The organism is Paenibacillus sp. CCS19, from assembly GCF_033239625.1.
Lineage (GTDB): Bacteria > Bacillota > Bacilli > Paenibacillales > Paenibacillaceae > Paenibacillus_T.
In genome coordinates this window covers 13,362-36,984 of the sequence record NZ_BTCK01000058.1, presented here as the reverse complement: position 1 = coordinate 36,984, position 23,623 = coordinate 13,362, and the positions used below count along the sequence as shown (strand labels likewise).

21 protein-coding genes are annotated in these 23,623 nt (G+C 54.1%); 6 read left to right on the top strand and 15 right to left on the bottom strand.

Annotated elements, in window-relative coordinates; translation table 11 throughout:
- On the top strand, positions 1–240 hold a 240-nt coding region (locus SBI19_RS26525; RefSeq protein ID WP_317972538.1), incomplete at its 5' end, for a hypothetical protein.
- A gap of 98 nt (positions 241–338) precedes the next feature.
- On the opposite strand, the gene SBI19_RS26520 is transcribed toward SBI19_RS26525, so the two are convergent.
- Complete coding sequence (locus SBI19_RS26520; protein ID WP_317972537.1) at positions 339–3,842, bottom strand: glycosyl hydrolase; 3,504 nt, start codon at positions 3,840–3,842, stop codon at positions 339–341.
- Between the two features lie 296 nt (positions 3,843–4,138).
- Here SBI19_RS26520 and SBI19_RS26515 point away from each other — a divergent pair, with 296 nt between their 5' ends.
- The 3 genes from SBI19_RS26515 to SBI19_RS26505 all read left to right on the top strand — a co-directional run bounded on the left by SBI19_RS26515 (position 4,139) and on the right by SBI19_RS26505 (position 6,314).
- A complete protein-coding gene (locus tag SBI19_RS26515; RefSeq protein WP_317972536.1) occupies positions 4,139–4,492 on the top strand; it encodes a DUF3243 domain-containing protein in 354 nt (117 codons plus the stop codon).
- Positions 4,493–4,691: 199 nt separating this feature from the next.
- The gene (locus SBI19_RS26510) at positions 4,692–5,723 is read left to right on the top strand and encodes a helix-turn-helix transcriptional regulator (RefSeq protein ID WP_317972535.1); all 1,032 of its coding nucleotides are present in this window, start codon (positions 4,692–4,694) and stop codon (positions 5,721–5,723) included.
- A gap of 162 nt (positions 5,724–5,885) precedes the next feature.
- Positions 5,886–6,314: a hypothetical protein gene (locus SBI19_RS26505; protein WP_317972534.1), complete on the top strand. Its 429-nt coding sequence runs from the start codon at positions 5,886–5,888 to the stop codon at positions 6,312–6,314.
- A 70-nt stretch (positions 6,315–6,384) separates the two neighbouring features.
- Here the strand turns inward: SBI19_RS26505 and SBI19_RS26500 are convergent, their stop codons facing one another.
- Positions 6,385–6,600 (bottom strand): cold-shock protein, encoded by a 216-nt coding sequence (locus tag SBI19_RS26500; RefSeq protein ID WP_317972533.1) that lies wholly within the window; start codon positions 6,598–6,600, stop codon positions 6,385–6,387.
- A gap of 222 nt (positions 6,601–6,822) precedes the next feature.
- Between SBI19_RS26500 and SBI19_RS26495 the strand changes: the two genes are divergently transcribed.
- Positions 6,823–7,740, top strand: a complete 918-nt coding sequence (locus tag SBI19_RS26495) for an aldo/keto reductase (protein ID WP_317972532.1) — start codon at positions 6,823–6,825, stop codon at positions 7,738–7,740.
- A gap of 435 nt (positions 7,741–8,175) precedes the next feature.
- Here SBI19_RS26495 and SBI19_RS26490 read toward each other — a convergent pair whose 3' ends face one another.
- Genes SBI19_RS26490 through SBI19_RS26470 form a run of 5 tightly spaced genes read right to left on the bottom strand, consistent with a single transcriptional unit; the run spans position 8,176 to position 13,994 of the window.
- Positions 8,176–9,027, bottom strand: coding sequence for a MurR/RpiR family transcriptional regulator (locus tag SBI19_RS26490; protein WP_317972531.1), 852 nt, complete (start codon positions 9,025–9,027; stop codon positions 8,176–8,178).
- 4 nt (positions 9,028–9,031) lie between these two features.
- Positions 9,032–9,790, bottom strand: a complete 759-nt coding sequence (locus SBI19_RS26485) for a PHP-associated domain-containing protein (protein ID WP_317972530.1) — start codon at positions 9,788–9,790, stop codon at positions 9,032–9,034.
- Complete coding sequence (locus SBI19_RS26480) at positions 9,762–10,970, bottom strand: ABC transporter ATP-binding protein (protein ID WP_317972529.1); 1,209 nt, start codon at positions 10,968–10,970, stop codon at positions 9,762–9,764. The genes SBI19_RS26485 and SBI19_RS26480 overlap by 29 nt, the downstream gene beginning before the upstream one ends.
- Position 10,971: 1 nt before the next feature.
- Positions 10,972–12,759 carry an ABC transporter permease gene (locus SBI19_RS26475; protein ID WP_317972528.1) on the bottom strand — a complete coding sequence of 596 codons (1,788 nt, stop codon included), beginning with the start codon at positions 12,757–12,759 and terminating at the stop codon, positions 10,972–10,974.
- Positions 12,759–13,994: an ABC transporter substrate-binding protein gene (locus SBI19_RS26470; RefSeq protein ID WP_317972527.1), complete on the bottom strand. Its 1,236-nt coding sequence runs from the start codon at positions 13,992–13,994 to the stop codon at positions 12,759–12,761. Before SBI19_RS26470 ends, SBI19_RS26475 begins: the two co-directional genes overlap by 1 nt.
- Before the next feature lie 367 nt (positions 13,995–14,361).
- On the opposite strand from SBI19_RS26470, the gene SBI19_RS26465 reads away from it, so the two are divergent.
- Positions 14,362–15,267 carry an AraC family transcriptional regulator gene (locus tag SBI19_RS26465; RefSeq protein WP_317972540.1) on the top strand — a complete coding sequence of 302 codons (906 nt, stop codon included), beginning with the start codon at positions 14,362–14,364 and terminating at the stop codon, positions 15,265–15,267.
- A gap of 96 nt (positions 15,268–15,363) precedes the next feature.
- Here SBI19_RS26465 and SBI19_RS26460 read toward each other — a convergent pair whose 3' ends face one another.
- From SBI19_RS26460 to SBI19_RS26425, 8 genes are all read right to left on the bottom strand, one after another.
- Complete coding sequence (locus tag SBI19_RS26460) at positions 15,364–16,128, bottom strand: SGNH/GDSL hydrolase family protein (protein WP_317972526.1); 765 nt, start codon at positions 16,126–16,128, stop codon at positions 15,364–15,366.
- A gap of 216 nt (positions 16,129–16,344) precedes the next feature.
- A complete protein-coding gene (locus SBI19_RS26455) occupies positions 16,345–16,959 on the bottom strand; it encodes a flavin reductase family protein (protein ID WP_317972525.1) in 615 nt (204 codons plus the stop codon).
- Between the two features lie 17 nt (positions 16,960–16,976).
- The gene (locus tag SBI19_RS26450; protein ID WP_317972524.1) at positions 16,977–17,588 is read right to left on the bottom strand and encodes an alpha/beta hydrolase; all 612 of its coding nucleotides are present in this window, start codon (positions 17,586–17,588) and stop codon (positions 16,977–16,979) included.
- Positions 17,588–18,544, bottom strand: coding sequence for a ring-cleaving dioxygenase (locus SBI19_RS26445; protein ID WP_317972523.1), 957 nt, complete (start codon positions 18,542–18,544; stop codon positions 17,588–17,590). The genes SBI19_RS26450 and SBI19_RS26445 overlap by 1 nt, the downstream gene beginning before the upstream one ends.
- A 166-nt stretch (positions 18,545–18,710) precedes the next feature.
- A complete protein-coding gene (locus SBI19_RS26440) occupies positions 18,711–19,163 on the bottom strand; it encodes a MarR family winged helix-turn-helix transcriptional regulator (protein ID WP_317972522.1) in 453 nt (150 codons plus the stop codon).
- A 609-nt stretch (positions 19,164–19,772) separates the two neighbouring features.
- A complete protein-coding gene (locus SBI19_RS26435) occupies positions 19,773–20,414 on the bottom strand; it encodes a glycerol-3-phosphate acyltransferase (protein WP_317972521.1) in 642 nt (213 codons plus the stop codon).
- Entirely contained in the window at positions 20,411–21,508 is a 1,098-nt protein-coding gene (locus SBI19_RS26430; protein WP_317972520.1) for a glycosyltransferase family 2 protein, read from the bottom strand. Before SBI19_RS26430 ends, SBI19_RS26435 begins: the two co-directional genes overlap by 4 nt.
- A gap of 278 nt (positions 21,509–21,786) precedes the next feature.
- Entirely contained in the window at positions 21,787–23,541 is a 1,755-nt protein-coding gene (locus SBI19_RS26425) for a methyl-accepting chemotaxis protein (RefSeq protein ID WP_317972519.1), read from the bottom strand.
- Positions 23,542–23,623 lie beyond the last annotated feature (82 nt).

Below are 23,623 nucleotides of genomic sequence, written 5' to 3'. Positions count from 1 at the left end.
CATATCCAGGCCCCATCGGCCATGGCTGGCCGATATGGTGCATTTCTGCACCATATCCAGGCCTCATCGGCCATGGTTGGCCAATATGGTGCATTTCTGCACCATATCCAGGCCCCATCGGCCATTACTGGCCAATATGGTGCATTTCTGCACCATATCCAGGCCACATCGGCCATGGCTGGCCATTATGGTGCATTTCTGCACCATATCCAGGCCCCATCGGCCATGGCTGGCCGATAGTGCATTTCCAAACACAACAAAGCCGCCGACGATCGCATACGAGAATTCGTATGCGACACCATCCGGCGGCTCTGACATGTTACTCTCTATTCAAAAAGTTACTTCGACACCACGACCGTAATCGTCTGACTCATCGTTGCGCCTGCTTCGTTCACTAGCTCGCAATAGTAAGTGTACGTACCTGCCGCTCGGCCGCTAATTGCTGTTACAGCAGTCTGTCCGTTCGGCGTGGAAGCCTCCAGCGACTGCGTATCGATGAGCTGACCGTTCTCGTACAGCTTGTAGCTCGTCGCATTCGTTCCGTAATACAAATGCATCGTTACAGCATAGCTGCCATCGCCATCCCAGTTGTTATGGGACAACTTGGCTGTACCAGGATTAGCCGCATCAACAACAACCGTGATCGGTGCGCATGCGGTTGTTCCGAAGACGTTGGACAGCTCGCACGTATACATATATGTGCCGTTCGCCTTGCCCGTCACATCAATCGCAACGGACTGACTAGCAGGTGAAGCATCCTTCAATCGGCGCTCGCCGATCAGCACGCCGTTCTCGTACAGCTTATACGTCGTGCCGTTGTTGCCATAATACAAATCCATCGTTACCGTGTAGCTGCCATCCCGCAGTCCGGTATCGTAGCCATTATTGTGCGAAAGTTTCGCTATGCCAGGCTTGCCAGTTGCAAGGATCGGCGCAACATGGAATACTGCGCTTCCCTCAGCGATATTGCCCGCAGCATCCGTCACAACATACGCCACCGCGTGCGGACCAGCACCGATCGTACCGGAATCAATCGCCGAACCCTGCTCGATCTCAACGCCATCCAGCAGCAGCTTCTTCAACGCTACACCCGAGCTCGCATCGCTGCTCTCCAGCGTAAACGAAAGCGGATCGCCCGGCATCACATCCGCTACATCATGTCCCGCTTGCACAATGCGAACCGTCGGTGCCACACGGTCAATCTTGACCGCAAGCGTATGCCGCTTCTCAAGATTGCCGCTGGAGTCGACCGACGCATATCGAACCGTCGTCACACCTTCCGCACTGATTGTGAACGGTTCCGTATAGATAACAGACTCCCCGCCATTCAACGAGTATGCGGTCGTCACCGAATCACCCGCCGACTGCGCGGCAGCGGCAAGCGTTACGGTTACGTCCCCTTTGTACCACCCGTTCATATTTGTCGTATCGGACAGTGCCGCCGTCGTCGTCGGCTGACCATACGTAAACAAATTGCTCGGCAGCTCATCGAGCGTCGTTACGTAGTCGCTGTTGAACACTTTGTTCAGATGCGCTGGCGTGTTGATGATGCCGTCGCGAATAAAGTCATCGTTCCACGTGCTGAACCAGCTCCAATCCGCATTGTAGATCTTCAGCAGATCCGGATCTGGAATCGGTCCGTTCTCCGGCAGCGTGACAAGCTTCTTGTCGCCGACAAGCGCCTTCAGCGCTTCATATTGATTGCTGTTCGGGCTGTAATCGCCTGCTGCATTGTAAATATCCGTACTTATGATGTCGACGACATCATCGCCTGGATACCACTCTGCGGACGGAGAGTTCCATACCCAGATCAGGTTGTTCAGTCCATGATAATTGACCATGCGGTCATACATGAGACGATACAGCTGTTTAGCAGCCTCAGGTCCTTTGGCGCCCCACCAGAACCAGCCGCCTTCCGCTTCATGAAGCGGACGCCACAGAATCGGAATGCCTTGTTCCGCCAGCGGCTTCAGCTTATCGGAGATGACATCGATATCGCTGATGAGCAATCGGTAGTCTTCCGACTCCGGGTGACTCAGCGCATACTGCACATCGAACCTCGTGAATTCCGTATAGAAACCTCTCCACCATTCCTTTCCTGGCTCATTATAATAGCCGGTCGGCGAGTTCCAGTGCCATGCCAGCGAGATAATGCCGCCGCGGCTTGCCCACTCCTGCATATCTTCGATTTCATGCGAAGTGGAGCCGAACAGTACGCGGGATGGCGAATATTCGATCATATCGAACGAGACGATCGCCGGATATTTGCCCGTCTGATCATGGATGAATTCCGCATTGGACAAACTCTGTTGGCCAGCGATAATCGAATGTCCGTATTGATCCACAAGGTAGCTTATCAACGACTTCGCTTCTGGCGACGCATTCGGATTGGTCAGCGTCTTCGGCACCTGGTGCGTCTTCGGCGGCGCAGCAGGCGTCAACGTAATGTAGTCGATATGGTACCAGCCCCAGAACGGCTCGAAGCTGATCGTGTTCTCCCCTTCGTTCAACAACAATTTACCTGCCGAAATCTCGGTAAAATCCGCCGTCTCCGGCAGCTTGACCGCCGAGCTAGGCTGGCCGTTAAGCAGCATATTCGTTTCCTTGTAGCCATATGGCGCTCGGTAGCCGATTGCTAAATCGTACAAGCCGGCGTTCGCCGCATTGTACGTCAGCGTAATGGATCCGCTGCCCATCATGAAAGCATATCCCGTTCCGGAGTAACCGGTACCGTCCACACCTTTGGTAACTCCACCTTCCAGCAAGCCATCCTCTGCTTCAATGCGATCACCGACAGGTTTGTCAGACACGAGTTTGATGTACTCAATGCCGTAATACCCCCAGTTGCGTCCGAAGCCGATCGTGTTGGCCCCTGCCTGCAGCAGCACCTTGCCGATCGCCTGCTCGCCGAAGACAATGCCTTCCGCCAATGCAGGCAGCTGCGCATTGCCATTCGGCTGTCCGTTCACGAGCAGCGAAGTTTCCTTATAGCCGTATGGCCCATAGTAGCCGACATACAGCGAATACAATCCTTCGGACGGCGCGTTCACGTTGAACGTTGCTGTCCCTGGATTCGCATCGTCCGCCTCATAGAAGAAGGAAACATATCCTGAACCTGCATACGTTTCATCGCCCCACACCGGTCCTGTCTGGAATACCGGACCGCTGCCCGCCAGCACAGCGTCTTTCGCTAGATATGTCGCGGATTGGCCTGGTGTACTTGGATTGCCTGACTCCTCGCGGCCAGTCAGCACGACATTGTCGATATAGATTGGACCGTTGTAGACCAGATCCATGTTCTTCTGAAGCTGTAGGACGAGCTGCGACTGCGCTGCGTTCGAAGGCAGCTTTACGCTTTTATGAATCGGGATATAGGAAGTGCCATTAATCATTTGCGCGGATGCAGACAAGGAAGGAATATCATGATTGCTGTAGTTAAGCTCATTCCAATCATTATTGATAGCCGTACTCAGGGCGAGCACGCCAGGGAACGACGCCGGAACGTAGACGTCATAATCAACCTTCTCATACCGGGAAATGTCGAGGCCGTGGCTCACGTATATTGCAGCGTTCTGCCAGACTGCGTCGTTGTTGTAGTTGGTGGTAACCTTTAGCGCATAGTGGTTGTCCACCGAGTCTAGATCTGCGCTTGCCTCGACCGATACGAGTGCATCGCCCCAACCGCCTGCCCACCCCATCGTCGTGCCGTCCTCGAAATCATACACTTGATTCTCCGCTGCAGCCGCTCGCGCAACCCCGACCATACCTAACGGAGATAACAAATAAACTAACATCGATAAACATAATACCTTCGCCACCCATCCAGCCTTTCTTGCGTACAACTTCCATCACTCCCATCGAATAGTTGGTCATGATGACTGATTAGCATGTACTATTATGATAACTTAAAGCGCTTACAAATAATAGCTGAACCTGTTACTTCCTTGTTGTAATTTTGCGATTTTTACCTAACAGAAATAACAAATTCAACACAATTCACCTTGTACAGCACTTCGCAAAATAACAAACAAAACCAATTCAAACCTATGTAACATTCCTATAGCTGAATACGGAGGAATCCGACTTGGAAACAATGGTAATGAATCGCTATTCCATAGTTACGACCAAGGAGGTCCCCATGTCCGAGCACAATCACGTCGTTCACAAAGACGGCGACATCCATCCCGAGCAGGTAGAACGTGCAATTGCGAGCATTGACGAAGATGAGCGACAGCGAATCCTGCACAGCTTCGAGACGTTCAAGGGCTACCTTAGCCGGCGCATCAAGCTGGCGCAGAGCATTGGTCTAAGCGAAGAACAGATTGCGGTCATTGCTCAAGAGGTCGCAGACTACTTAGCCGACCACGAAGAAGCACGCAACAGCGAGGAGAAGCTGCTGAAGGAGCTGTGGAATTGCGGCTCCGAGGAGGAGCAGCATCATCTTGCCCATATGCTCGTCAAGCTGGCACGGCCGAATGAATACGTTCATTAACAACCCATGCCATTAAGATTTAAGAACATTTAAGATTCTCTCTCCGGTCCTGCACGCATTGTGCAGGGCCGTTTTCTTTGGATCTCGGTAGTGTTCGATAGGACTCGGCCTGCGGTAACGCCTCATTTTCACAAAATATGCTACAATACAATACGAGTTATCGATACCGGCTCCACTCATACGGGGAGGCTCACCTTCAATGTCACAAGATATGTCCTATACAGCTGACGAAATCGCCAAGCTGCTCAAAATATCCAAGCTGACCGTCTATGACCTGATCAAGAAGGGCGAACTGCCCTCCTACCGCGTCGGCAAACAGATGCGCGTTGATGCAACGGATTTAGAGGCCTATAAGCAGCGCAGCAAAAATAGCACCGCGGCGGCGGCAGCCACGCCCTATAGAACGCAAGAGCAGCCGGACCGCCCTTTCGCATACACGCATGCAGCGTCAGTTGCTGAGCCGTCGCTCAGTATGACTGCGATGCACCCAGCGGGCATCCCATCTCCCGTTCAAGGCATTCGCCCCATCGTCATTACCGGTCAAGACATGAGCCTTGATATACTAGCCAAACATCTCGAGAGCCAATCAACCGGCGTACGCCCGCTCCGTTCCTATGCCGGCAGCCTGGACAGTCTCATCAGCATGTACAAAGGCGAGTCCGATATCGTCAGCACGCACCTGCTGGATGGCGATACGGGACAATATAACGTGCCGTACATTCGCAAGCTGCTTGTCGGCCAGTCCTTCAAAGTCATAAATCTGCTTGCACGTCCGGCTGGTCTATACGTTGCACAAGGAAACCCTCTTGGTATCCAGAGCTGGACCGATCTAGGCCGCCCCGGCCTTCGCTTGGCGAACCGGGAACAAGGCGCCGGAGCACGCGTCCTGCTCGACGAGCAGCTTCGCCTTCACGGGATCAAATCTGCACAGATACTCGGCTACCACGATCAGATTCAGAGCAGCCACTTGTCTGTTGCAGCCAAGGTTGCCGCAGGAGAGGCAGACATCGGTGTCGGAACCGAGAAGGCTGCCCGCATCGTCGGATTCGTTGATTTCATCCCGCTTATAATGGAGCGGTATGATCTCGTTGTACGCGATACCGCAGCCAATGAGCCCATGATTGACGCCCTGCTGTCCATTCTGCGGTCGGAGCCCTTCCTGCAGGAGCTTCGTGCTATTGCAACAGGCTATGATCTGTCCCTGACGGGGCAAGTGCTGTACGAGAATTAGCTCTATTTCCTTCATTGAATAAAAGAAGCCGAGTTCGCATCCTTGCAACTCGGCTTTTTTGCATTGCCAACCGATGCTTCTCGTTCGCAATCCATCCTTCTATTTGTTACTGACCTGCATAGTTATCAGTATTTGCGTGGAATGAAAGGAGCTGCTGCGACAATGCCTTTCGTCAATCGATTTTTCCAGCCACCGTCCATTATCAAGTCCGCTAGCGTTGGCGAAGTATTCGTCGGCGATTCCGTCACATTCACTGTCGTAGTGTCAAACCCAGGCAACACGCCATTCGATCACGCTGCACTGCGCGACGTCGTTCCGCCGGGGCTCGTATTCGTACCTGGCAGCCTAACGGTCGGCGGCGCCGCGTCTCCGAGCGGCAACCCCGCATTTGGCGTATCGCTCGGCTTCATAGGACCAGGCATCTCGATTCGAGTCACCTTCACTGCACGCGCCGACCGCGAGCCTGACAATCCGATTACCGTCAATACGGCTAGCTTATCGTTCGAATTTGTCGCGCCGGATGGCACACGCGTGCCAGGGGAGGCGCTTTCGAATCCGGTAACGGTCATTGTTGTTGAACACGAGGAATGATTCACTGATCATAAACAGACATGAGCCCCTGCTCGCAAGTATGCGGCAGGGGCTCTGATGTTCGTTCCGTTTATCGGGTTCTCATCGCAATCGGGCTTGTGTTAACAACGGCAGCGAGCATCCGCTCACCCTTCACCATAGGGGATTGGCACAGCACGCATACGGGAGCTTCCGAGAAACTGAAGTTGTCTCGCATCCATCCCTTGCAGTCCTCCGCTGAGCAGGACCATATCGAGGTCAATTCGTCAGGAACTTCTTCGACCGGCTTCTTCCGAGAATAGTACATGCGAGAGCCCCCTCATCGTTATCGGATTCAGCCTGCATCCATCTGCATAACAGCATGCTGCCGGCTGGACCCTTATACTATTTTCATTCCTTGCTTATTTTATGCAGCGGTTATACGCTTACAGACATGCATTCTCCGTTGATTTGTCAGCTTGATTACAAGCTCCTCCCTATGTCACAATTAGGATTGGACAAGATCCACGCGCAGGAGGGATATGTAAACATGAGAACGATTCAACTTGGAACCAGCAATCTGGAAGTGCCTGTCGTTGCCGTCGGATGCATGAGAATTAATTCGCTGAGCAAGCCGGAAGCAGAACAATTTGTTCAAGCGGCCTTGGAGCAAGGCGCTAACTTCTTCGATCACGCCGATATTTATGGCGGCGGAGCATGTGAGGAAATTTTCGCAGAGGCTATACATATGACCCCGGCAGTACGGGAACAAATCATCCTTCAATCGAAGTGCGGCATCCGTAATGGTATGTTCGATTTCTCCAAAGAACACATCCTGACGTCCGTCGACGGGATTCTTAAGCGCCTCAACACGGAATACCTGGACGTGCTGCTCCTGCACCGTCCGGATGCACTCGTTGAGCCGGAGGAAGTGGCAGAAGCGTTCGATCAGTTGGAAAGCTCGGGCAAGGTTCGTCACTTCGGCGTATCCAATCAGAACCCGATGCAGATTGAGCTTCTTAAACGTTACGTGAAGCAGCCGCTTGTAGCGAACCAGCTGCAGCTCAGCATCACGAACGCGAACATGATTTCTAACGGCATTAACGTTAACATGGAGAACAACGCAGCAATCAATCGCGACGGCAGCATTCTCGACTACAGCCGTCTGCACGATATGACGATTCAGCCTTGGTCTCCGTTCCAATACGGCTTCTTCGAAGGCGTATTCCTCGGCAGCGACAAGTTCCCTGAGCTGAACCAAGTCATCGATACGGTCGCAGCGAAGTACGGCGTGTCCAACACGACGATCGCTATCGCATGGCTGCTTCGCCACCCGGCGAAGATGCAGCCGGTCATCGGCTCGATGAACATCGACCGCTTGAGAGACTGCTGCAAAGCGAGCGAGATTACGCTGACTCGCGAAGAGTGGTACGCGATCTATCGCGCAGCGGGCAACAAGCTGCCATAAGGCATTAACAACAGAACGGTTGAAACAAGATGTAGGACATCTGTTTCAACCGTTTTTTGCTTAATATACGTTCTCGTCAGACAGTTAAGATACTTAATTGTGCTCTATGCGCCGACTGGCGGGTTCGCCGGACACTTAGTGTACTTAATTGTGCCCTATCCGCCAACTGGCGGGTTCGCTGGACACTTAAGATACTTTATTGTGCCTTATTCGCCGACTGGCGGGTTCGCTGGACACTTAAGATACTTAATCGCACTCTATTCGCCAACTGGTGGTCTCGTCGGACAATATGGGACTTATAAACTTTAGCAATCCCCCCCCCTACATACTCTTCTCACATCCGCCAACCCAAAAGAGGTGATTTTTCAACACACACAAAACGGTCGAGACAGACCCCAAGCGTCCGCTCAACCGTTTCTATATTCTTACACCTTGCTAAACCTTCTTCGGCAGCCACTTCTGGTACTGACGCCGCAGCCGGTGAAGCTCCTCGCTGTTCGCGAACGCTTGCTGCTCGCGCTGCTTGCCAACCGCGACGATAAGCGCCTCGATAACGGCAATCGGCGCCACCATCGAGTGAAACTCCCACATTTGTCCGCGCGCCGTATAGAGTACGTAGTCGGCCCTCTCCAGCATCGGGCTAACCGCAAGATCGGTCACCAGCACCGTCTTGCAGCCTCGCTGTCTAGCTGCGTCGAGCAGCACCGCCATCTCCGGCGATTCCGCAACGAACCCGAACAGCACGATGACATCGCTCTCGCGCATATGCACGATATCCTCGAACAGCTCATGTCCGCCGCGAGCGATGCGCTTCACAGCGACGCCAAACCGCGTCAGACGGAAGTCGAGCAGCGCCGTCAAGCATTCTGCTGAGCCCGGACCGTAGATATGTACGGTGCCCGCTGCCGCGAGCAAATCAGCCGCCGCTTGGAACGACGCTTGCGCCAGCCGATCTGCCGACTGACGCAAATAGTCGGCCGGCGCCATGACGCTCGCTGCCGCCGCGCCCTTCTGCTCGTCCATCTTGCTGAAGGCCGATTGCAGCTTCCGCGACGGCGACATGATGACGTCGTCCTTCAGCTTCTGCTTGAACTCCTTCATGTTCTTCGAGCCGACTTCGATCCAGAAGCGCGATACCGTCGATACGCTCACTTGGCACGCAGCGGCCAGATCCTCTTCGACCATGAACGGAATGTCATCAAGATTCTTGCTTATATAGTCGGCGATAAGCCGATGCCCCCGCGTCAGCTTGTAGCCCTCGAACAGCACGCGAACGCCTCCCGTCATCGGGTTAGATCACTTCCGTCTTCTTCTTCAGCAGCTTCTTCACCAGATTGGCCGCACGTACCTGCAGATGGAGCGATGGCGACAGTTCGCGCTTATACGCGCCGGCGCGAATCGCCTCCTTCAACTCGGCAACGGTCTCGAAGCTGCCGACGAACGTGTTGTGCACGCAGCCCACCTGGAACATCTGGTGCGCGTCGCTGCCCGCGACAACGGGTACGCCTAGCTCCTCGCCAAGCGTCAGCACCTTCGCGACATTCTCCTGAATGCCGATCTCATGCAGATCTTTGCCGTTCAGGTCGAACGCATCGAACCGCTTCAACAGCTCGCGGTCCACATGGTAGAGATGGTTCGATTCGCGGAACGGATGTCCGCCGATGACCAGCATGCCGCGCGGCTCGCACAGCTCGAACAGACGCTCCAAGCCGATAAAACGATCCGGCGACGTGTGATCCTCGAGAATGGCGCGAATCTCCAGCAGCTTATCCTTCGGTCCGCTGACGAGAATGTGACCGCCTTCGGCTACATCGACTTCCATGCCGGTGAAGATCTTGAACCCATCGCGATCATAGTAATGGTTATTGCATGGGAACATGCGGTCCAGCGTGCCGTACACATCCTCGAAGCGATGCGTATTGAAATGCTCGGTCAGCGTAATGGCATCCAAGCCATTGGCTGCCGCTTCGTCAATCATGCTGTTGAAGTGGTCGAGCTCGAAATTCGTTTTCTTCGAAAGCTTAACGTGAATATGAAAGTCGATTTTCATTGTGGTCGGTCTCCTTCGTTTGTTCATCATGTTGGCGGGTATGCCGATGCTCGATGCGCACGCCCGTCTGCTTGTCGTATAGGTTGATTTGTTCGGTATCTACATGGATAAATAACAGGTCGCCAAGCTCGCAGTCCGGCTCGCCCATGACGCGCGCCATCATGGCAGCGCCGCCCGCTTGCAATTGAATATGGGTATCCGCACCCGATGGGAAAATCGCCTCCACCGTCGCAGCCGTGCTGCCCGGAATCCGATTCACAAGCAGCTTAATAGCCTCGGGCCGCACGGTCATGACAACTTCCCGTCCGACGTGCACCGACGATGCATGCTCGAGAGGCACGACCGCAAGCGGCGTCTGCAGTCGATATCCGCTGCTGCTGTCGCCGATAATCCTGCCGTCCACCGCATTCATATGAAGGCCGGTATTGCCAATGAACTGCGCCACCTGCAGCGTGCGCGGATGCTTATACAGCTCACGCGGACGATCCAGCTGCACGATTCGTCCGCCGAAGAATACGGCTACCTTCGTCGACAGCGTCATCGCCTCATGCTGATCATGCGTCACGTAGATGATCGTCGTGTTCAGCTCTTGGTGAATCCGCTTCAGCTCGGCGCGCATCTCGACGCGCAGCTTCGCATCCAGATTGGACAGCGGCTCGTCGAGCAGCAGAATGTCCGGCTCTGTCACGATTGCGCGAGCAATGGCGACGCGCTGCTGCTGCCCGCCCGACAGCTCGCTCGGGTAACGGTCCGCGAGCTCTGGAATTCGCATTTTGTCCAAGGCGGCATGTACGCTCCTCTGAATGTCCGACTTCGGCATCTTGCGTACCTGCAGGCCGAACGCCACATTGTCATAGACGGTCATATGCGGCCAGAGCGCATAGCTCTGGAAGACGAGGCTTAAGCGTCGCTTCGACGGCTCCATATGGAAGTCGGTTGCACCATTAGCAACCTCTCGCCCACTGATCACGATCGTCCCTTTCTCCGCCTTCTGCAGGCCGGCGATCGTTCGAAGCAGCGTTGTTTTGCCACAGCCCGATGGACCGAGGAACGTCATAAAGTCGCCCCGCTCGATCTTGAGATTAATGTCCTGAAGAATCGGCTTCCGATCCAACGAGACGTGGATGTTCCGCAGCTCGATAGCAGTCGTAGTTGTAGTTGCAGTCGTGGTCGCTCCCATCCTATTGCCCTCCAATTCCTTGTGTCAGATCCGCCTTGCCGAAGCGAACGGCGACGATATATACGACAATGACAATCGCGATGATCATCATCAGAATGACGTTGGTCAGCTGCTCGTAGCCTTTCTCCGCATAGTAGAACGTGAGCGTCGTCAGCGTCTCCGTCCGAGGCGTGACGAGCAGAATAATGAGCTCCATCTCCTTCATCGCACTGATGAAGACGAGCAGGAAGGCCGATACGAGACTCTTGCGATTGAGCGGCAGCAGGATGCGTCGGAACCTGGTGAACCAACCCGCCCCGCCAATCTGCGCGGCCTCCTCCAGCTCGCGGCCGATCTGCATCATCGAAGCGCTGCCTGCCTTGACGGTGAACGGAAGCTCCTTCACAACCGTAATGACAATGAGCAGGGTGATCGTACCGTACAGCGCGGGAATGAGCAGCGTCGGCTTCGCGAACATCGAGATGTAGATTGCCGCAAGCGAGATGCCGGGCATCAAGTACGGCAGGAACGACACTTGATCGACGGCCTTCCCCAGCCAAGACTGCTTGCTGCGCGTCACGACATAACCGAGCACCAGACCGATGACAGCTGCCAGCACCGCCGCGACTCCAGCGATGTAGAGTGAATTGCGCAAGGCCAGCTTGAAAATCGGGTTGCGAAGCACGCCTTTCTCACCGGTGTTGATATCCGGATCCGAGCCGCCCGACCAGTAATGCAGCGTCAGATTGTTGAGGCTGTAGTCGCCTTCCTTCAGCATGAAGGATTGCAGCAGCAGGATAAGCAGCGGCACAAGCGCCGTCAGCGTCATCGCAACTACAGTCACAATCGCCACTGGATGCTTCCATCGACCAAGCGGCGTCAGCGTCTTCGCGCTGTCTTTGCCGGTCACGGTAACGAAGCTGCGCCTGCGTCCGATGACCCGTTGATTCATATAGATCGTCAGCATCGAGATGAGCATCAGCGTCAGACTGAGCACATTCGCCTCCGTCGTGAGCCGCGACCGCATGCTCGAATAGAGCATCGTCGAGATCATATGGAAGTTGACGGGCGCGCCGAGCAGTGCAGGCACACCGTAGGAACTGATTGCTTTGGTAAAGATCAATATAAATCCCGATAGAATCGAAGGCATCACGAGCGGAAACACGATTCTTCGCAAAATCGTCAGCCGCCGCGCCCCCGTCACGCTCGCCGCCTCCTCCAGCTGACTGTTCATCGAGCTGAGCGCAGCGCCGACGAGCAGGAAGAAGAACACGCTGTCGTGGATCGACATCGTGATGACGATCGGAACGAAGCCGTACGACACGGCGTCCGGCAGCGACACATGGAGCAGCGATTGCAGGATGCCGGGCGTTCCGCCGATTTTGCCATTTTTGAAGAAGGTCAGCCACGCTTGGGATAGAATCCACGACGGCAATAGATACGGAATGACAGCCAGGAACGTAATCGTCTTCTTAAGCGGCATATTCGTCCGTACGACGAGCCACGCAAGCCCGCATCCGAGCACCATCGACAATACCGAGACGGCGAATCCAACGCTGAGCGAGTGCATGATCGGTTTATAAAATAACGAATAGCTCATGTCGCTATTCAGCACCCGCTCCCAGTGGTACAGCGTGAAGTGACCCGGATTGGCTTCCCCGGTCAATCGTGCGTCCTGCTGCCGCCAGAAGAACGTCGTCGATACGATTCGCATCACGGGCCAGATGATCGTATAGGACAGCAGGAATAGCGCGGCAACCCCGATCAAATGAACGGGATTGCGCAGCCAATTGTACATTCGGTTCGTCATTACGTGTGCTTAATCCAGAAGTCGCGCACCTGCGGCGCTGTGTTGTACAGCTTCTCGCCGTCGAACAGCCACAGGTTCAGCTCCTCGTACGCAACCTCGTTCTTCGTCTTCACGTCGGACCGCGGCACCCAAGAGCCAAGCTTGTTGAACGGTTCCATGCCCGCGCCCGTTCCGTCCTTCTCGCCCATCATCCAACGGATGAACAACTTCGCTGCCGCTTCATGCGGCGCTTTGTTCGCGATGAACAGGTAACCCGAGTCCGGTACGGACGTCTTCGGTTGAATATCCAGAATCGGCGCGATCGTCCATCCGTTCTCCTCGTTCTTCGATACGTCGCCCGATACCGCGAGACCAACAGCGTCACTCTTCGCTTTGCCGATTGCGTCGAGCACGTCGTCGCTTCCTTTGAGCACGACCAAGCCGTTATTGAACAGCTGCTCGATGAATTCATAGCCTGCGTTGTCCGTGCCGTGCAGCTCGATATCCTTGCCGAATTTCGCTTTATAGGCAGCCGCCATGTCGTCGCTGTTGATGACCATCGTCGTGAACAGGTCCATGAACGCCGGCGAGCTGAGCGGATCAGCCGTGTATACTTTGCCTTTGAACGCCGGCGTCGTCAGATCCCACCAATTCGTGATCGGAACTTGCGGATAAGCGGATGTGTTGTAGAAAATCGTACGGAACTCTACGTAGTTCGCGTAACCTTCAGCCTGCGTGCGGTAAGGCTCGTCCACCATAGGCGCGAACTCTTCCGGCAAATATTTGATGTAGCGGCCTTGCTTGACCATCTCTTCGTAGACCGCGCCGCTAACTTCCTTCGTTACGATGACGTCAGGGTTGAACTGGCCTGCGTCCTGCTCCTTCGTCACCTTGTCCATCATTTCGTCGGATTTCACTTTGCTGACTTCAACCTCGATGCCCGGATACTGCTTCATGAACGTCTCCGCCGCATCATTCGCGCGTCCCGATGTCGAGTAGACGATCAGCTTGCCGCCTTCCTTCGCCTTCGCGTACAGCGCCTCTACCGATTCGTCTGCCGGTGCAGTCGCGCTCGTATCGCTGCCGTTGCTTGCATTGTCCGCAGCTGGCGTTGTTGTCGTAGCAGCGGATGCATTCGTCTCCGTCGAAGCTGGCTCGTCCTTACTCGTTGAACCGCACGCTGTCATGAGCATAATCGCGCAGATCAGCATGACCATGGCAAGCAGTGACCTTTTCTTATGAAGCCGGGTTTGCATGAAACTGTTCCTCCTAGCGACGGACCGTTCGAACGTCTCGTCTCGTAAGTTATTTGTACCGCTTGCCTTTGACTATAGAGACGATTTGTAAAACGAATGTCATGGTTATATGGAGGTTTAGTAAAAAACTATCACTTCGTCAGAAATGAAAATTTTCTATCATTTTTCCCGGTCATGTCAGGCTTTCTAGGTCGGTCGTCTCCATGCGATATTCAAGCGTGCTCTTCCAATATTGGACAAACCATAATAAGATTCAGATACGATCTAGAAAAAGCAATTATCGTCAAGAAACGAACATATGATCCGTGTACAATTGGTTTCAGCAGCAGCACAGCAGCTAGGAGGTAAGGTTGATCGCATGAATCGCATGAGAGAGGATTACCCCAAGATGGTTCAGATGACAATTGATTATGCGGAGGAGCATTTGGATGAAGAGCTCTCTTTATCGCGGCTTGCGCAGGTCGCTGGGTTCTCCGACTTCCACTTCCATCGCGTCTTCCAGACCATGGCGGGAGAAACGGTAATGGATTATGTGCGGCAACGACGTCTGGCGGTATCCGCCTATCGCGTCGCTTACTCGGATGAGCGGCTGCTAGACATCGCGCTCCGATGCGGTTTTCAGAATCACGAGACGTTCACGCGCGCATTCAAACGAATGTACGGAAGAACGCCTGGCGAGTACCGGAAGCTCGGCATCAAGCCGCCGCCTTATACCAAGCTCAACGTGCTGCAGCAATACAACAATCCTTGGGCAGGAGGAATTCAATTGGAACATCGAATCATTAACAAACCAGCATTCAAGGTCATCGGATATGAAACAACGACCACGTCTTGCAACGGGGACAATCTGAGAGAAATTCCGGCATTCTGGCAGGACTACATCAATCGGGGTTTATATCAGCAAATCCCGAACCGCATCGCGACCGAGATGGCGGAGCTTGGCATCTGCTATAACTTCAATATGGAAACAAGCCAATTCAACTACCTGATCGGCATGGAAGTCGACAGCTTCGACGGGTTGTTGGACGGTCAAGTGGCGCGCGAGTTCGACGAGACCGAATACGCCGTCTTCACGACGCCACTAGTAGAGCGTGCTCTCTTCGTACACTCCGTCCAAAGCACTTGGCAGAGGATCTACACGGAATGGTTCCCGCAATCCGGTTATGAGCATGCCGGGAAAGCCGAGTTCGAGCTGTACGATGAGCGCAGCAACCCAGCATTGCCTGAAGCGCAAATCGATATCTATATCCCGATTAAACGCAAACAAGCTTAACAAGCAGAATGAAGAAAGCCGAGACCCTATGGGCCTCGGCTTTCTTACGGATTGTTTTTGAAACTCGGCAGCTTGCTGTTTAGATCACTTCGAATGCTACTTCTTCAAACCTAGAGCAGCTTCCCCAATCTCCGCAAGCAATTGCTGGCCTTCGATCGTCGGGTGAATATCGTTCTGGCGAACATAGAGCAGTTGATTCTCTCCGAATGCCTTGTAAGCATCTGCCAGCACCAGCTTATTGTTCTCGTCTGCCGCTGCCAGCGATTGAACGAGTGCGCCAAGATTGTTGTTCACGAGCTGCGTCAACAGTTGGTTCGTCAAAGCGTGCATCAACTGGTTCGATACTTGATACGGGTTATAAATGTTGTACACGACGATCGGCGCATCCGTCAGCGAACGAATTTCGGCGATCGTATTCTTCACATTGCCCAGCATGCCCGGCAGCACAGACGTAACAAGTGTCGCTTGCAGCTGAGCAACGTCCAGCGATCCGTTCACCGATGCACCGGAAACCGCAGCCAGCAGATCATTGTTGCCGATGCTAAGCGTAACATAGTCCGCATGCTTCAGGTCTTGGCGGTAGCCCTTATCATTCTTCACCAGATCAAGCAGCTGCGACGAGGTGAGCTTCGGAACCGCTAAGTTCGTCACTTTAAGCTTGGCTGCTTCCGCCATCAGGAACGGAAAAGCATATTGCGACGGCTCCGTATTGTCCTTGCCCAAATTATAGCCGTATGTAATCGAATCCCCCAGTGCAACTAGACTTTTTCTAGCATGATCACTTTTCGCAAACGCACTCGCCGCGAACATGGACATTACCAGAATAGAAACCATCATGACCGATAATAACTTCTTCAACACGAATTGACACTCTCCCTATGAATTAGTGGATTTCGCACCTATTATATATGAAGATTATGCAATGCCGTGTCGCATATTTACAAAATTTAGATTTTCTTTAGCTAGTTATTGATATTCGAGAGACTCTTATTCAGTAAAAAAGCATCACCCCGATCCACGAAACGAATCGGGACAATGCTTGGGATATAATTATTCGTGTTCAAAAATACTTCACTATCAGCGGGGACGTTCGATGACGAATACGTCTCCGAGCTTCGCATAGAAGTCGCCCGCTAAGCGGCTGATCGGCTGCAAGGCGACAGGGTCGATATGCCCTTGGCCATCGTAGACCGATTCCGAGACGTGATACTGCACGATTCGGCCAATGAGCAGGTCCGCTGCCGGCGCACCTTCAGACCCTCCAATGGGAAGCGCTTGTTCGAGCACGCATTCCATTCGGATATGCGCTTCTTCAATGCCAGGAACAGCGATTCGATCGCTCGCAACCGGCGTCAGTCCTGTCAGCGTTACTTCGCTCTCTTCCGGCGGCAGGTTCGCCGCTGCCCGATTGACCTGTTCCAAATAAGAGCTGTCCGTAATGTGAACGACCATCTCGCCCTTCGCAATCGCATTGCGGGAAGTGTCCTTCCGCTCCCCTGCCTTGCGCTGAACGGACACTGCAATCATCGGAGGGTTGGCCGTAAGGATCGTGAAGTAGCTGAACGGCGCCGCGTTCAGCACACCGTCCTCGGACAGCGTCGTAACGAAGGCAATCGGTCTTGGGATGATGCTGCCGATCAGCAGCTTGTAGTTATCCCGCTCGGTTATCGCGGTCGGATCAATCGCTATCATCGGACTTCCTCCTCTACCTATTTCGCAAAATTAATTTTGAACCACTGGGCTGCCGCCTCTGCTTCCGTCTGTGTCAGGCGGTGCCCTGCACGCTCCCAATGCACGTCGACCAATGCACCCGCCTCGTCGAACAGCTGCTCCAGCTCTTCGGTCTCCACCGGCGAGCAGATCGGGTCGTTCTCGCCGGCGCCGATGAAGATCGGCACGCCGGTCAGGTCAGGCAGCTTGATGCCGCGCCGCGGTACCATCGGATGATGCAAAATCGCGCCGCGCAAGGAGCCGCGGTAGTGGAACAGCAGGCTCCCTGCAATGTTCGCCCCGTTCGAATAGCCCACAGCGACGAAGTTATTCCGATCCAGCTTGTATTCAGCTGCCGCCTGCTCGAGGAAATCGTTCAGCTCGCTCGTGCGGAACACGAGATCCTCTTCGTCGAAGACGCCTTCAGCGATGCGGCGGAAAAACCGCGGCATGCCGTTCTCGAGCACATTGCCTCTAATGCTTAATACCGATGATGTCGGCGAAATAAGCGCCGCGAGTCCGAGCAGATCGTTTTCGGTACCGCCCGTACCGTGGAAGACCACGAGTACGGGAGCTTGAGCGTCAGATCCTTGTTTGAAGATATGCTTCATTATTTGTCACCTTCCAATACCCGCACTTCGATCGGCGGAAGTAATGTTTCGATAACCGCACGTTTCGGCTCAAACCATTCAGGCAGTTTCAGCTCTTCGCCAAGCGCATCCGGCTCTTCGTCGCGTGCGAATCCTGGCGGGTCCGTCGCAATCTCGAACAGAATGCCGCCCGCTTCGCGGAAGTACAGCGCGTTGAAGTATTGGCGGTCAACGATTGGCGTTGGGTGGTAGCCATTCGCTTCGACGTGCGTTCTCCAGCGTGCATGCTCCGCATCGTCAACTGCGCGCCATGCGATATGGTGAACCGTACCCGCTCCGCCATGCCCTGGCGCCATTGCTTGAACTGGGACATCAATGATGTTGCCGATATCAGCGGTCGATGCATAACGTGCATACAATCCTTCTTGACCGACTTTATGCAAGCCCATTACATGCTCGAGCAGATGCTGCGTGCTGTCTGGCGCTGTGCTGTACAGGATCGCGCCGCCGAAGCCTTTGATCGCTTTGTCGACCGGCACGCCGCCGAATGCCCACTCGCTTGGTTTGCCTGCTGCGCGTTCAACGATCTCCAGCTTCAGACCGTCGCGGTCTTCGAATTGCAGGAACGTTTCGCCGAAGCGGACCGTTTGATCGAATGCGACATCGAATTTCGTCAGGCGTTCTTTCCAGAACGAGAAGCTGCCTGTTGGAACAACATACGTTGTAACGCCGACTTGGCCGCCGCCTACGACGCCTTTGCGCGAGTTCGCCCATGGGAAGAACGTGATGATCGTGCCCGGGCTGCCCTGTTGGTCGCCGAAGTACAGATGATACACTTCTGGAGCATCGAAGTTGATCGTTTTCTTCACGAGACGAAGACCAAGAACGCCTGCGTAGAAATCGACGTTCTCCTGTGCGTTGCGCACGAATGCTGTAATGTGGTGAATACCTTGGGTTTGATAAGTGGAAGTTGTCATATAGATCCATCTCCTTAGGTTGGTTTACGAGTAAATTCGTTTACGTTGATTCGTTAAGCTTCTGTAAATTGAGAATCTTTAATTTAAGATATAAGGTGTAAGTTTGCAGCATCCGGCTCCTTAGCCTGCAGCGGTTCAGCGGGTTTGCCCACTATAACCGCTATTGCTAGTAGCCCTGCTGCGCGAACTTGCCAAGCTTCTTGAGCAGCCCGCTTGCGGCCGTTCGTTCCTCTTGCGTCAGCCCCGCCAATGCGTGGTCGATCACCTCGGCATGCTGCGGGAAGACGCGTTCGATGAATTGCCTGCCCTCTTCCGTAATCTCGGCGTAGATGAGTCTGCGATCTTCCGTCGACGTCCTTCGCGATACATATTGCTTCTTCTCCAGCTTATCGACAACGTAAGTGATGTTGCCGCTGCTCATCAGCACCTTGCTGCCAATCTGTTGAATCGGCTGCGCTCCCTTGTGGTACAACAGCTCGAGAACGCCGAACTCGGTCCGGTTCAATCCATGCCGACGAATGTCGCGGTCCGCATGTGCGTTGACCCATTGGCTCGCTCTCGATAATGCGATGTACAGATTCAAAGCGTCTTCCTTCTCGCTCATCGCGCGATCTGGCATTGTGATCACCCTCTGCTGTTAGCGTTGTTCTTCTGCGCCATTCCTATGCATGGCTTATGTGAATTCTGATGGTTGTTAGTGTAATTCAAATGCGGTTGTTATCATGCGGTTCTTGCTTCGATTCCTGCCCGACACGCTGCTTGCGTTAACCTTGTTGCTGTCGTGTTTGTGTGTCGTTCATTTATCTTGATTTAAAGATAATACAATTTAAGATACATGTCAAGCGGTTGTTTACGCAGAAAATAAAAAAAGTTTAGCTGCGGTCATTGCGAGCATTATAAAGGTCGGCAACGCCTTATTCTTCCCCTGCGTGCCCCACTCGCCGCATTCTCGGCCATCACTAACGAATCGAATGCACCTTATCGGCCTCTCATCCCGCCCCATCGCCATCTAACGAACTCAGACGCGACTATATGGTGGATTAGCTCGCTCTCGGCACCATTTTCGGCACAATAGTGATGATGAAGTTCGTTACAACTAATAAGAAATGTTACTTGGATACTTAGCGTCGCTGTGGTTCGTTGCGAATCGGTTTGAAAGCACCTGCGTGCTTGCGGATGCATACTGGAACGAAATAACGCGGTTCCCATAGGAGCCGCGTTCGACTATTCATAACGGTGGCGTACGATGGTGAACAATGCGCGAATAGAAACGCCGCCACTCGCGGCGATGCGAATAGCCGAGCAGCAGCACGCTCAATAACCAGAACCATTGAATAGCCGAGGAATAGTCCGCCGCTGCGAGATAGCCCCCGAGCAGTACCATGCCGAGTACCACTTGAACGCCATCCGTCTCCGAGGAGTGAAAGCCCGATCTGCTCCGATCAATCAGACGAACGATCACCATCAGCAGCGCCAGTATGATTGCGAACGCAAGCGAAGCCGTGAACATCGTCAGCGCACTCCAGACGCCGAAGGTGACCGCAATTCCTTTGCCTCCCTTCCCTCGCAGGAAAGGGGAGAACATATGGCCGAGTATCGCTGCGGCTGATGGAAGGAGCAGCCGGTTACTATCTGATGTGAATGCACCAGCGTGCAAGAGCAGTAGGATTGGGACGTACCCCTTGGCCCAATCAAGCACGATTCCCGACAGCCCGTACCAATGCCCTGCCGACTTCCACAAGTTCATTGCCCCAGGGTTGCCGTCACCCTGCTGCTTAAGATCGCGGCGGGCGATTCGCCCCAGCCAATAAGAGAACATCATAGAACCGGACAGAAACGACAGCAGCGTCCATAAGAGAAGCAGCATCATTTGCGCCTGCCTCCCACCTTGACCCGTCTTCCTTTCCAAGCGACTTGCCCATGGAAGACAACCTGATAAGCGGAGTACAGCATAATGTATAGAAAGAAAACGGTGCTCAGCATATGCACGACAGGCATCCAATAGCCGAATTTCCCCGTATAATGCAGGAAGCCATACAGCTGCGCCGTATAGACCAGGTACCCTGCCGCAAACGGCATCGCCCATGTCGTTCCGAGCAGGAAAGGCGCCGCTTCCGCTGCCAGCAATCCGACGAACCACACAGCAACGAGCAGTGTCGTCCAACCACTCAGCTTGCTCGTGCTGAGCACAGCCCCTTTGCTGAACCCTTCAACTTCGCTCCGAATACCGCCAGGGTACATTCGGAACGAGACCATGCCATATCCAATATAGTTCATCACAGGAATGCCCGCCTGCATGAATTGAGCACCTAGATTAAGGTCATCCAGCAGCTCGCCTTTAATCCCTTCATGACCACGAGCCTGCTCATAATGCGCTCTTGACGTCACTATGCAGGAGCCGTAAAGCCCCTTCTTCGGATTCGATCGCTCGAACGGCGACGTGAAGGCGAACAAGCCCAGCAAATTCGGAATGAGCGCCAGCCGCTCGTAGAAACGGACTGCCTCATGATAAGGAACTACCGAGATGACGCCTCCTGTCCGTTCTCTGGCTGCCAGTAATGATTTCACCGCATGAGGGGAGAGCCTCACATCCGCATCGAGAAAAGCAATCAGATCTCCTGTAGCCTGCAGATAACCGTTCCATACTGCCCAGTTCTTGCCTGTCCAACCTTCAGGCGGCTCTGTATTCGCAATGACTCGTACCCCGAAGCTCTCCGCAATCGCCCGCGTCCCATCTTCGGAGCAATCATCTACCACAATGATTTCGATCGATTCATAGGTCTGCAGCTGCAGCGATTGGAGCAGATGAGGAAGGTTTCGCTCCTCATTCCTCGCGGGAATAATAATAGATAGCTTGCCAGATACGACCGGCCCCAGCCGACTAACCGGTACGGTTCTTCGGCGGAACAGAACGAAGCCTGCCGCGCATGCGCACAGCAGCAGCACGAAGATTACCGTCTCCATTAGCAGCACTCCCTCCGCTTGTTACTGACAATATATTGCAGTACAAGCTTCTATATGAGTATTGAACAGAGATTCCCGCGGCAATAGGTTCAGAGCAGCCCTCGTTGCGGGACCAAAATAAAACTGCTCAGGCCGGACCCTTGATCAGGCTGCCTCCACGCAGGTGCAATTCCGCACCTACATCCGCCCCTTCGGCCGCGCCGCCTCCACGCAGGTGCAATTCTGCACCTACGAAAAAAGAGCCAGCGACCGTATAACGTTCGCTGACTCCCCCAATATTAAAGCTTAAACTTCTCAACCGCAGCTTCCAGCCCGTCGCTCTTCTGCTGAAGCTGCTCCGTCGTATCCGCGATGCGCTTCGCCGCTGCCAGCTGGCGGGCCGACATCTGCTGAATCACTGCCGTATTATCTGCGGCAGAGCTTGAAATCTGCGCGATCTGCTCGACCGACGCCGCAACCTCCTCCGAACCGGCAAGCACTTGCTCGGCCGCTGCCGAGATCTCTTGAATCTGGCCGTTCACGTGAACGAACCGTTCCACCGTTTGATTGAAAAGCAGCTCCACTTCACCCGACAGGGTCGTGCCGCGGGACATCTCTTCGCCGCTTGCCTGCATGCGACTGCCAATGTTCGCCGACTCCCGCCCGATCTGCTGCAATAGCGATGTAATATGCATGGCCGATACCGTCGATGCTTCCGCGAGCTTCCGTACTTCGCCGGCGACAATAGCGAAGCCCGCGCCATGCTCCCCTGCTCTCGCCGCTTCGATCGAAGCATTGAGCGCAAGCAGCTTGGTCTGATCGGCTATGCTTGAGATCGATTGGAGTACCGGCGCGATCTCTTCCATGTGAGCATTCAGCAGCTCGACCGACTTCGTCGTCTGCTCCGCTACATCCGCAATAGTGACGACCTGCTCGCGAAGCCATTGAATCGACTGCCGGCCCTGCTCCGCCGTCTCGATCGCTTCCCCTGAAGCAATCGAAACACTCGTCGAAGCTTCGGATACACGCCCGATGGCAAGCGTGATCTCTTCCATCGCCTTCGCGCTGTCCTCCGCTCCTACACGCTGGTGCCGCGCGCCGTCTGCGAGCTGCGCCATTGACTGCTCCAGTTCCACGTTCAGGTTGACCATCTGATCAGCCTCTGAACGGAACTCTGTCGTCGATGCTACAAGCTGCTTCGTGGTGACCTTCACATCCCGCACAACGTCGCCCAGCGTAACGCCAAGCCGCTCCGTCATTCGAATCATTGCCGCATAGGCATGTCCGATCTCATCCTTCGACCGAACCTGCTTCGATGCCAGCTGCGCCTTCGCTTCGGCAAGATCGCCGCGAGCAAGCGCTTCGGCGCTGCCCACGACCACGGCGAGCGGACGCAGCGCACGCGCCATCAAGACCGCAATGACTGCTGCTGCAAGCAGAGTCAGCACCCCGACCAGAATAAGCAGCGGCATGCTGTCTTTGACGACCTTATGATAAATAGCAGAGGATACCGATACGTCCGTATCGATACCGAGTACCCCAATCACTTTGCCTTCCGCGTCGTGAAGCGGTGCATAAGCCGATATATAATCGCCATACTCCGGATTCTCGATGATGCCGGACTTCGCCGACTGCCCTTCCATCACTGCTTCTATTGCATCGGTCGGCATGTCCGTCACTTCACCGATTGGAGAAGCCGAATCCGAGTCTCGGGGCTGGCCATCGATCAGCAGAATCGGCTGCTTCTGATCATCAATCTGAACCGTATAGACATACATGGCGCCAATGCGCTCGCGGAACGCATTCATTTGTTCCCGAATGGTCCAATACAGATCACTTTCCTGCTGGTCTTGCAGAAAAGCTGCATATGACTTCACATCGAACTGTCCCGCATACGCCTCCGCCGTATGGATGCCGAAGCTGCCGATCGCCTCTTCGCTCGCGTGCTTGCTGGTCTGGACCTCAATGTAGATGAAGAAGGAAGACAAGGCGATTAATATCGCAACAATCGTAACGGAAAGCTTCAATACCAAGCGGCTTCGAAACAAAAACATGGGGAACGCGCTCCTTTAGCAGTTTATGAACTCGCAAGATGTCAATCGACATTTTTTACTATTTTTTTAGTGCTTTCGACAA

What these genes read in the sequence shown, in the direction of transcription:
- SBI19_RS26515 (WP_317972536.1), top strand. Translation starts at nt 4,139, where the DNA reads ATGTCCGAGCACAATCACGTCGTTCACAAAGACGGCGACATCCATCCC.
- SBI19_RS26510 (WP_317972535.1), top strand. Translation starts at nt 4,692, where the DNA reads ATGTCACAAGATATGTCCTATACAGCTGACGAAATCGCCAAGCTGCTC.
- SBI19_RS26505 (WP_317972534.1), top strand. Translation starts at nt 5,886, where the DNA reads ATGCCTTTCGTCAATCGATTTTTCCAGCCACCGTCCATTATCAAGTCC.
- SBI19_RS26500 (WP_317972533.1), bottom strand. Translation starts at nt 6,600, where the DNA reads ATGTACTATTCTCGGAAGAAGCCGGTCGAAGAAGTTCCTGACGAATTG.
- SBI19_RS26495 (WP_317972532.1), top strand. Translation starts at nt 6,823, where the DNA reads ATGAGAACGATTCAACTTGGAACCAGCAATCTGGAAGTGCCTGTCGTT.
- SBI19_RS26490 (WP_317972531.1), bottom strand. Translation starts at nt 9,027, where the DNA reads ATGACGGGAGGCGTTCGCGTGCTGTTCGAGGGCTACAAGCTGACGCGG.
- SBI19_RS26485 (WP_317972530.1), bottom strand. Translation starts at nt 9,790, where the DNA reads ATGAAAATCGACTTTCATATTCACGTTAAGCTTTCGAAGAAAACGAAT.
- SBI19_RS26480 (WP_317972529.1), bottom strand. Translation starts at nt 10,970, where the DNA reads ATGGGAGCGACCACGACTGCAACTACAACTACGACTGCTATCGAGCTG.
- SBI19_RS26475 (WP_317972528.1), bottom strand. Translation starts at nt 12,759, where the DNA reads ATGACGAACCGAATGTACAATTGGCTGCGCAATCCCGTTCATTTGATC.
- SBI19_RS26470 (WP_317972527.1), bottom strand. Translation starts at nt 13,994, where the DNA reads ATGCAAACCCGGCTTCATAAGAAAAGGTCACTGCTTGCCATGGTCATG.
- SBI19_RS26465 (WP_317972540.1), top strand. Translation starts at nt 14,362, where the DNA reads ATGAGAGAGGATTACCCCAAGATGGTTCAGATGACAATTGATTATGCG.
- SBI19_RS26455 (WP_317972525.1), bottom strand. Translation starts at nt 16,959, where the DNA reads ATGATAGCGATTGATCCGACCGCGATAACCGAGCGGGATAACTACAAG.
- SBI19_RS26450 (WP_317972524.1), bottom strand. Translation starts at nt 17,588, where the DNA reads ATGAAGCATATCTTCAAACAAGGATCTGACGCTCAAGCTCCCGTACTC.
- SBI19_RS26445 (WP_317972523.1), bottom strand. Translation starts at nt 18,544, where the DNA reads ATGACAACTTCCACTTATCAAACCCAAGGTATTCACCACATTACAGCA.
- SBI19_RS26440 (WP_317972522.1), bottom strand. Translation starts at nt 19,163, where the DNA reads ATGCCAGATCGCGCGATGAGCGAGAAGGAAGACGCTTTGAATCTGTAC.
- SBI19_RS26435 (WP_317972521.1), bottom strand. Translation starts at nt 20,414, where the DNA reads ATGATGCTGCTTCTCTTATGGACGCTGCTGTCGTTTCTGTCCGGTTCT.
- SBI19_RS26430 (WP_317972520.1), bottom strand. Translation starts at nt 21,508, where the DNA reads ATGGAGACGGTAATCTTCGTGCTGCTGCTGTGCGCATGCGCGGCAGGC.
- SBI19_RS26425 (WP_317972519.1), bottom strand. Translation starts at nt 23,541, where the DNA reads ATGTTTTTGTTTCGAAGCCGCTTGGTATTGAAGCTTTCCGTTACGATT.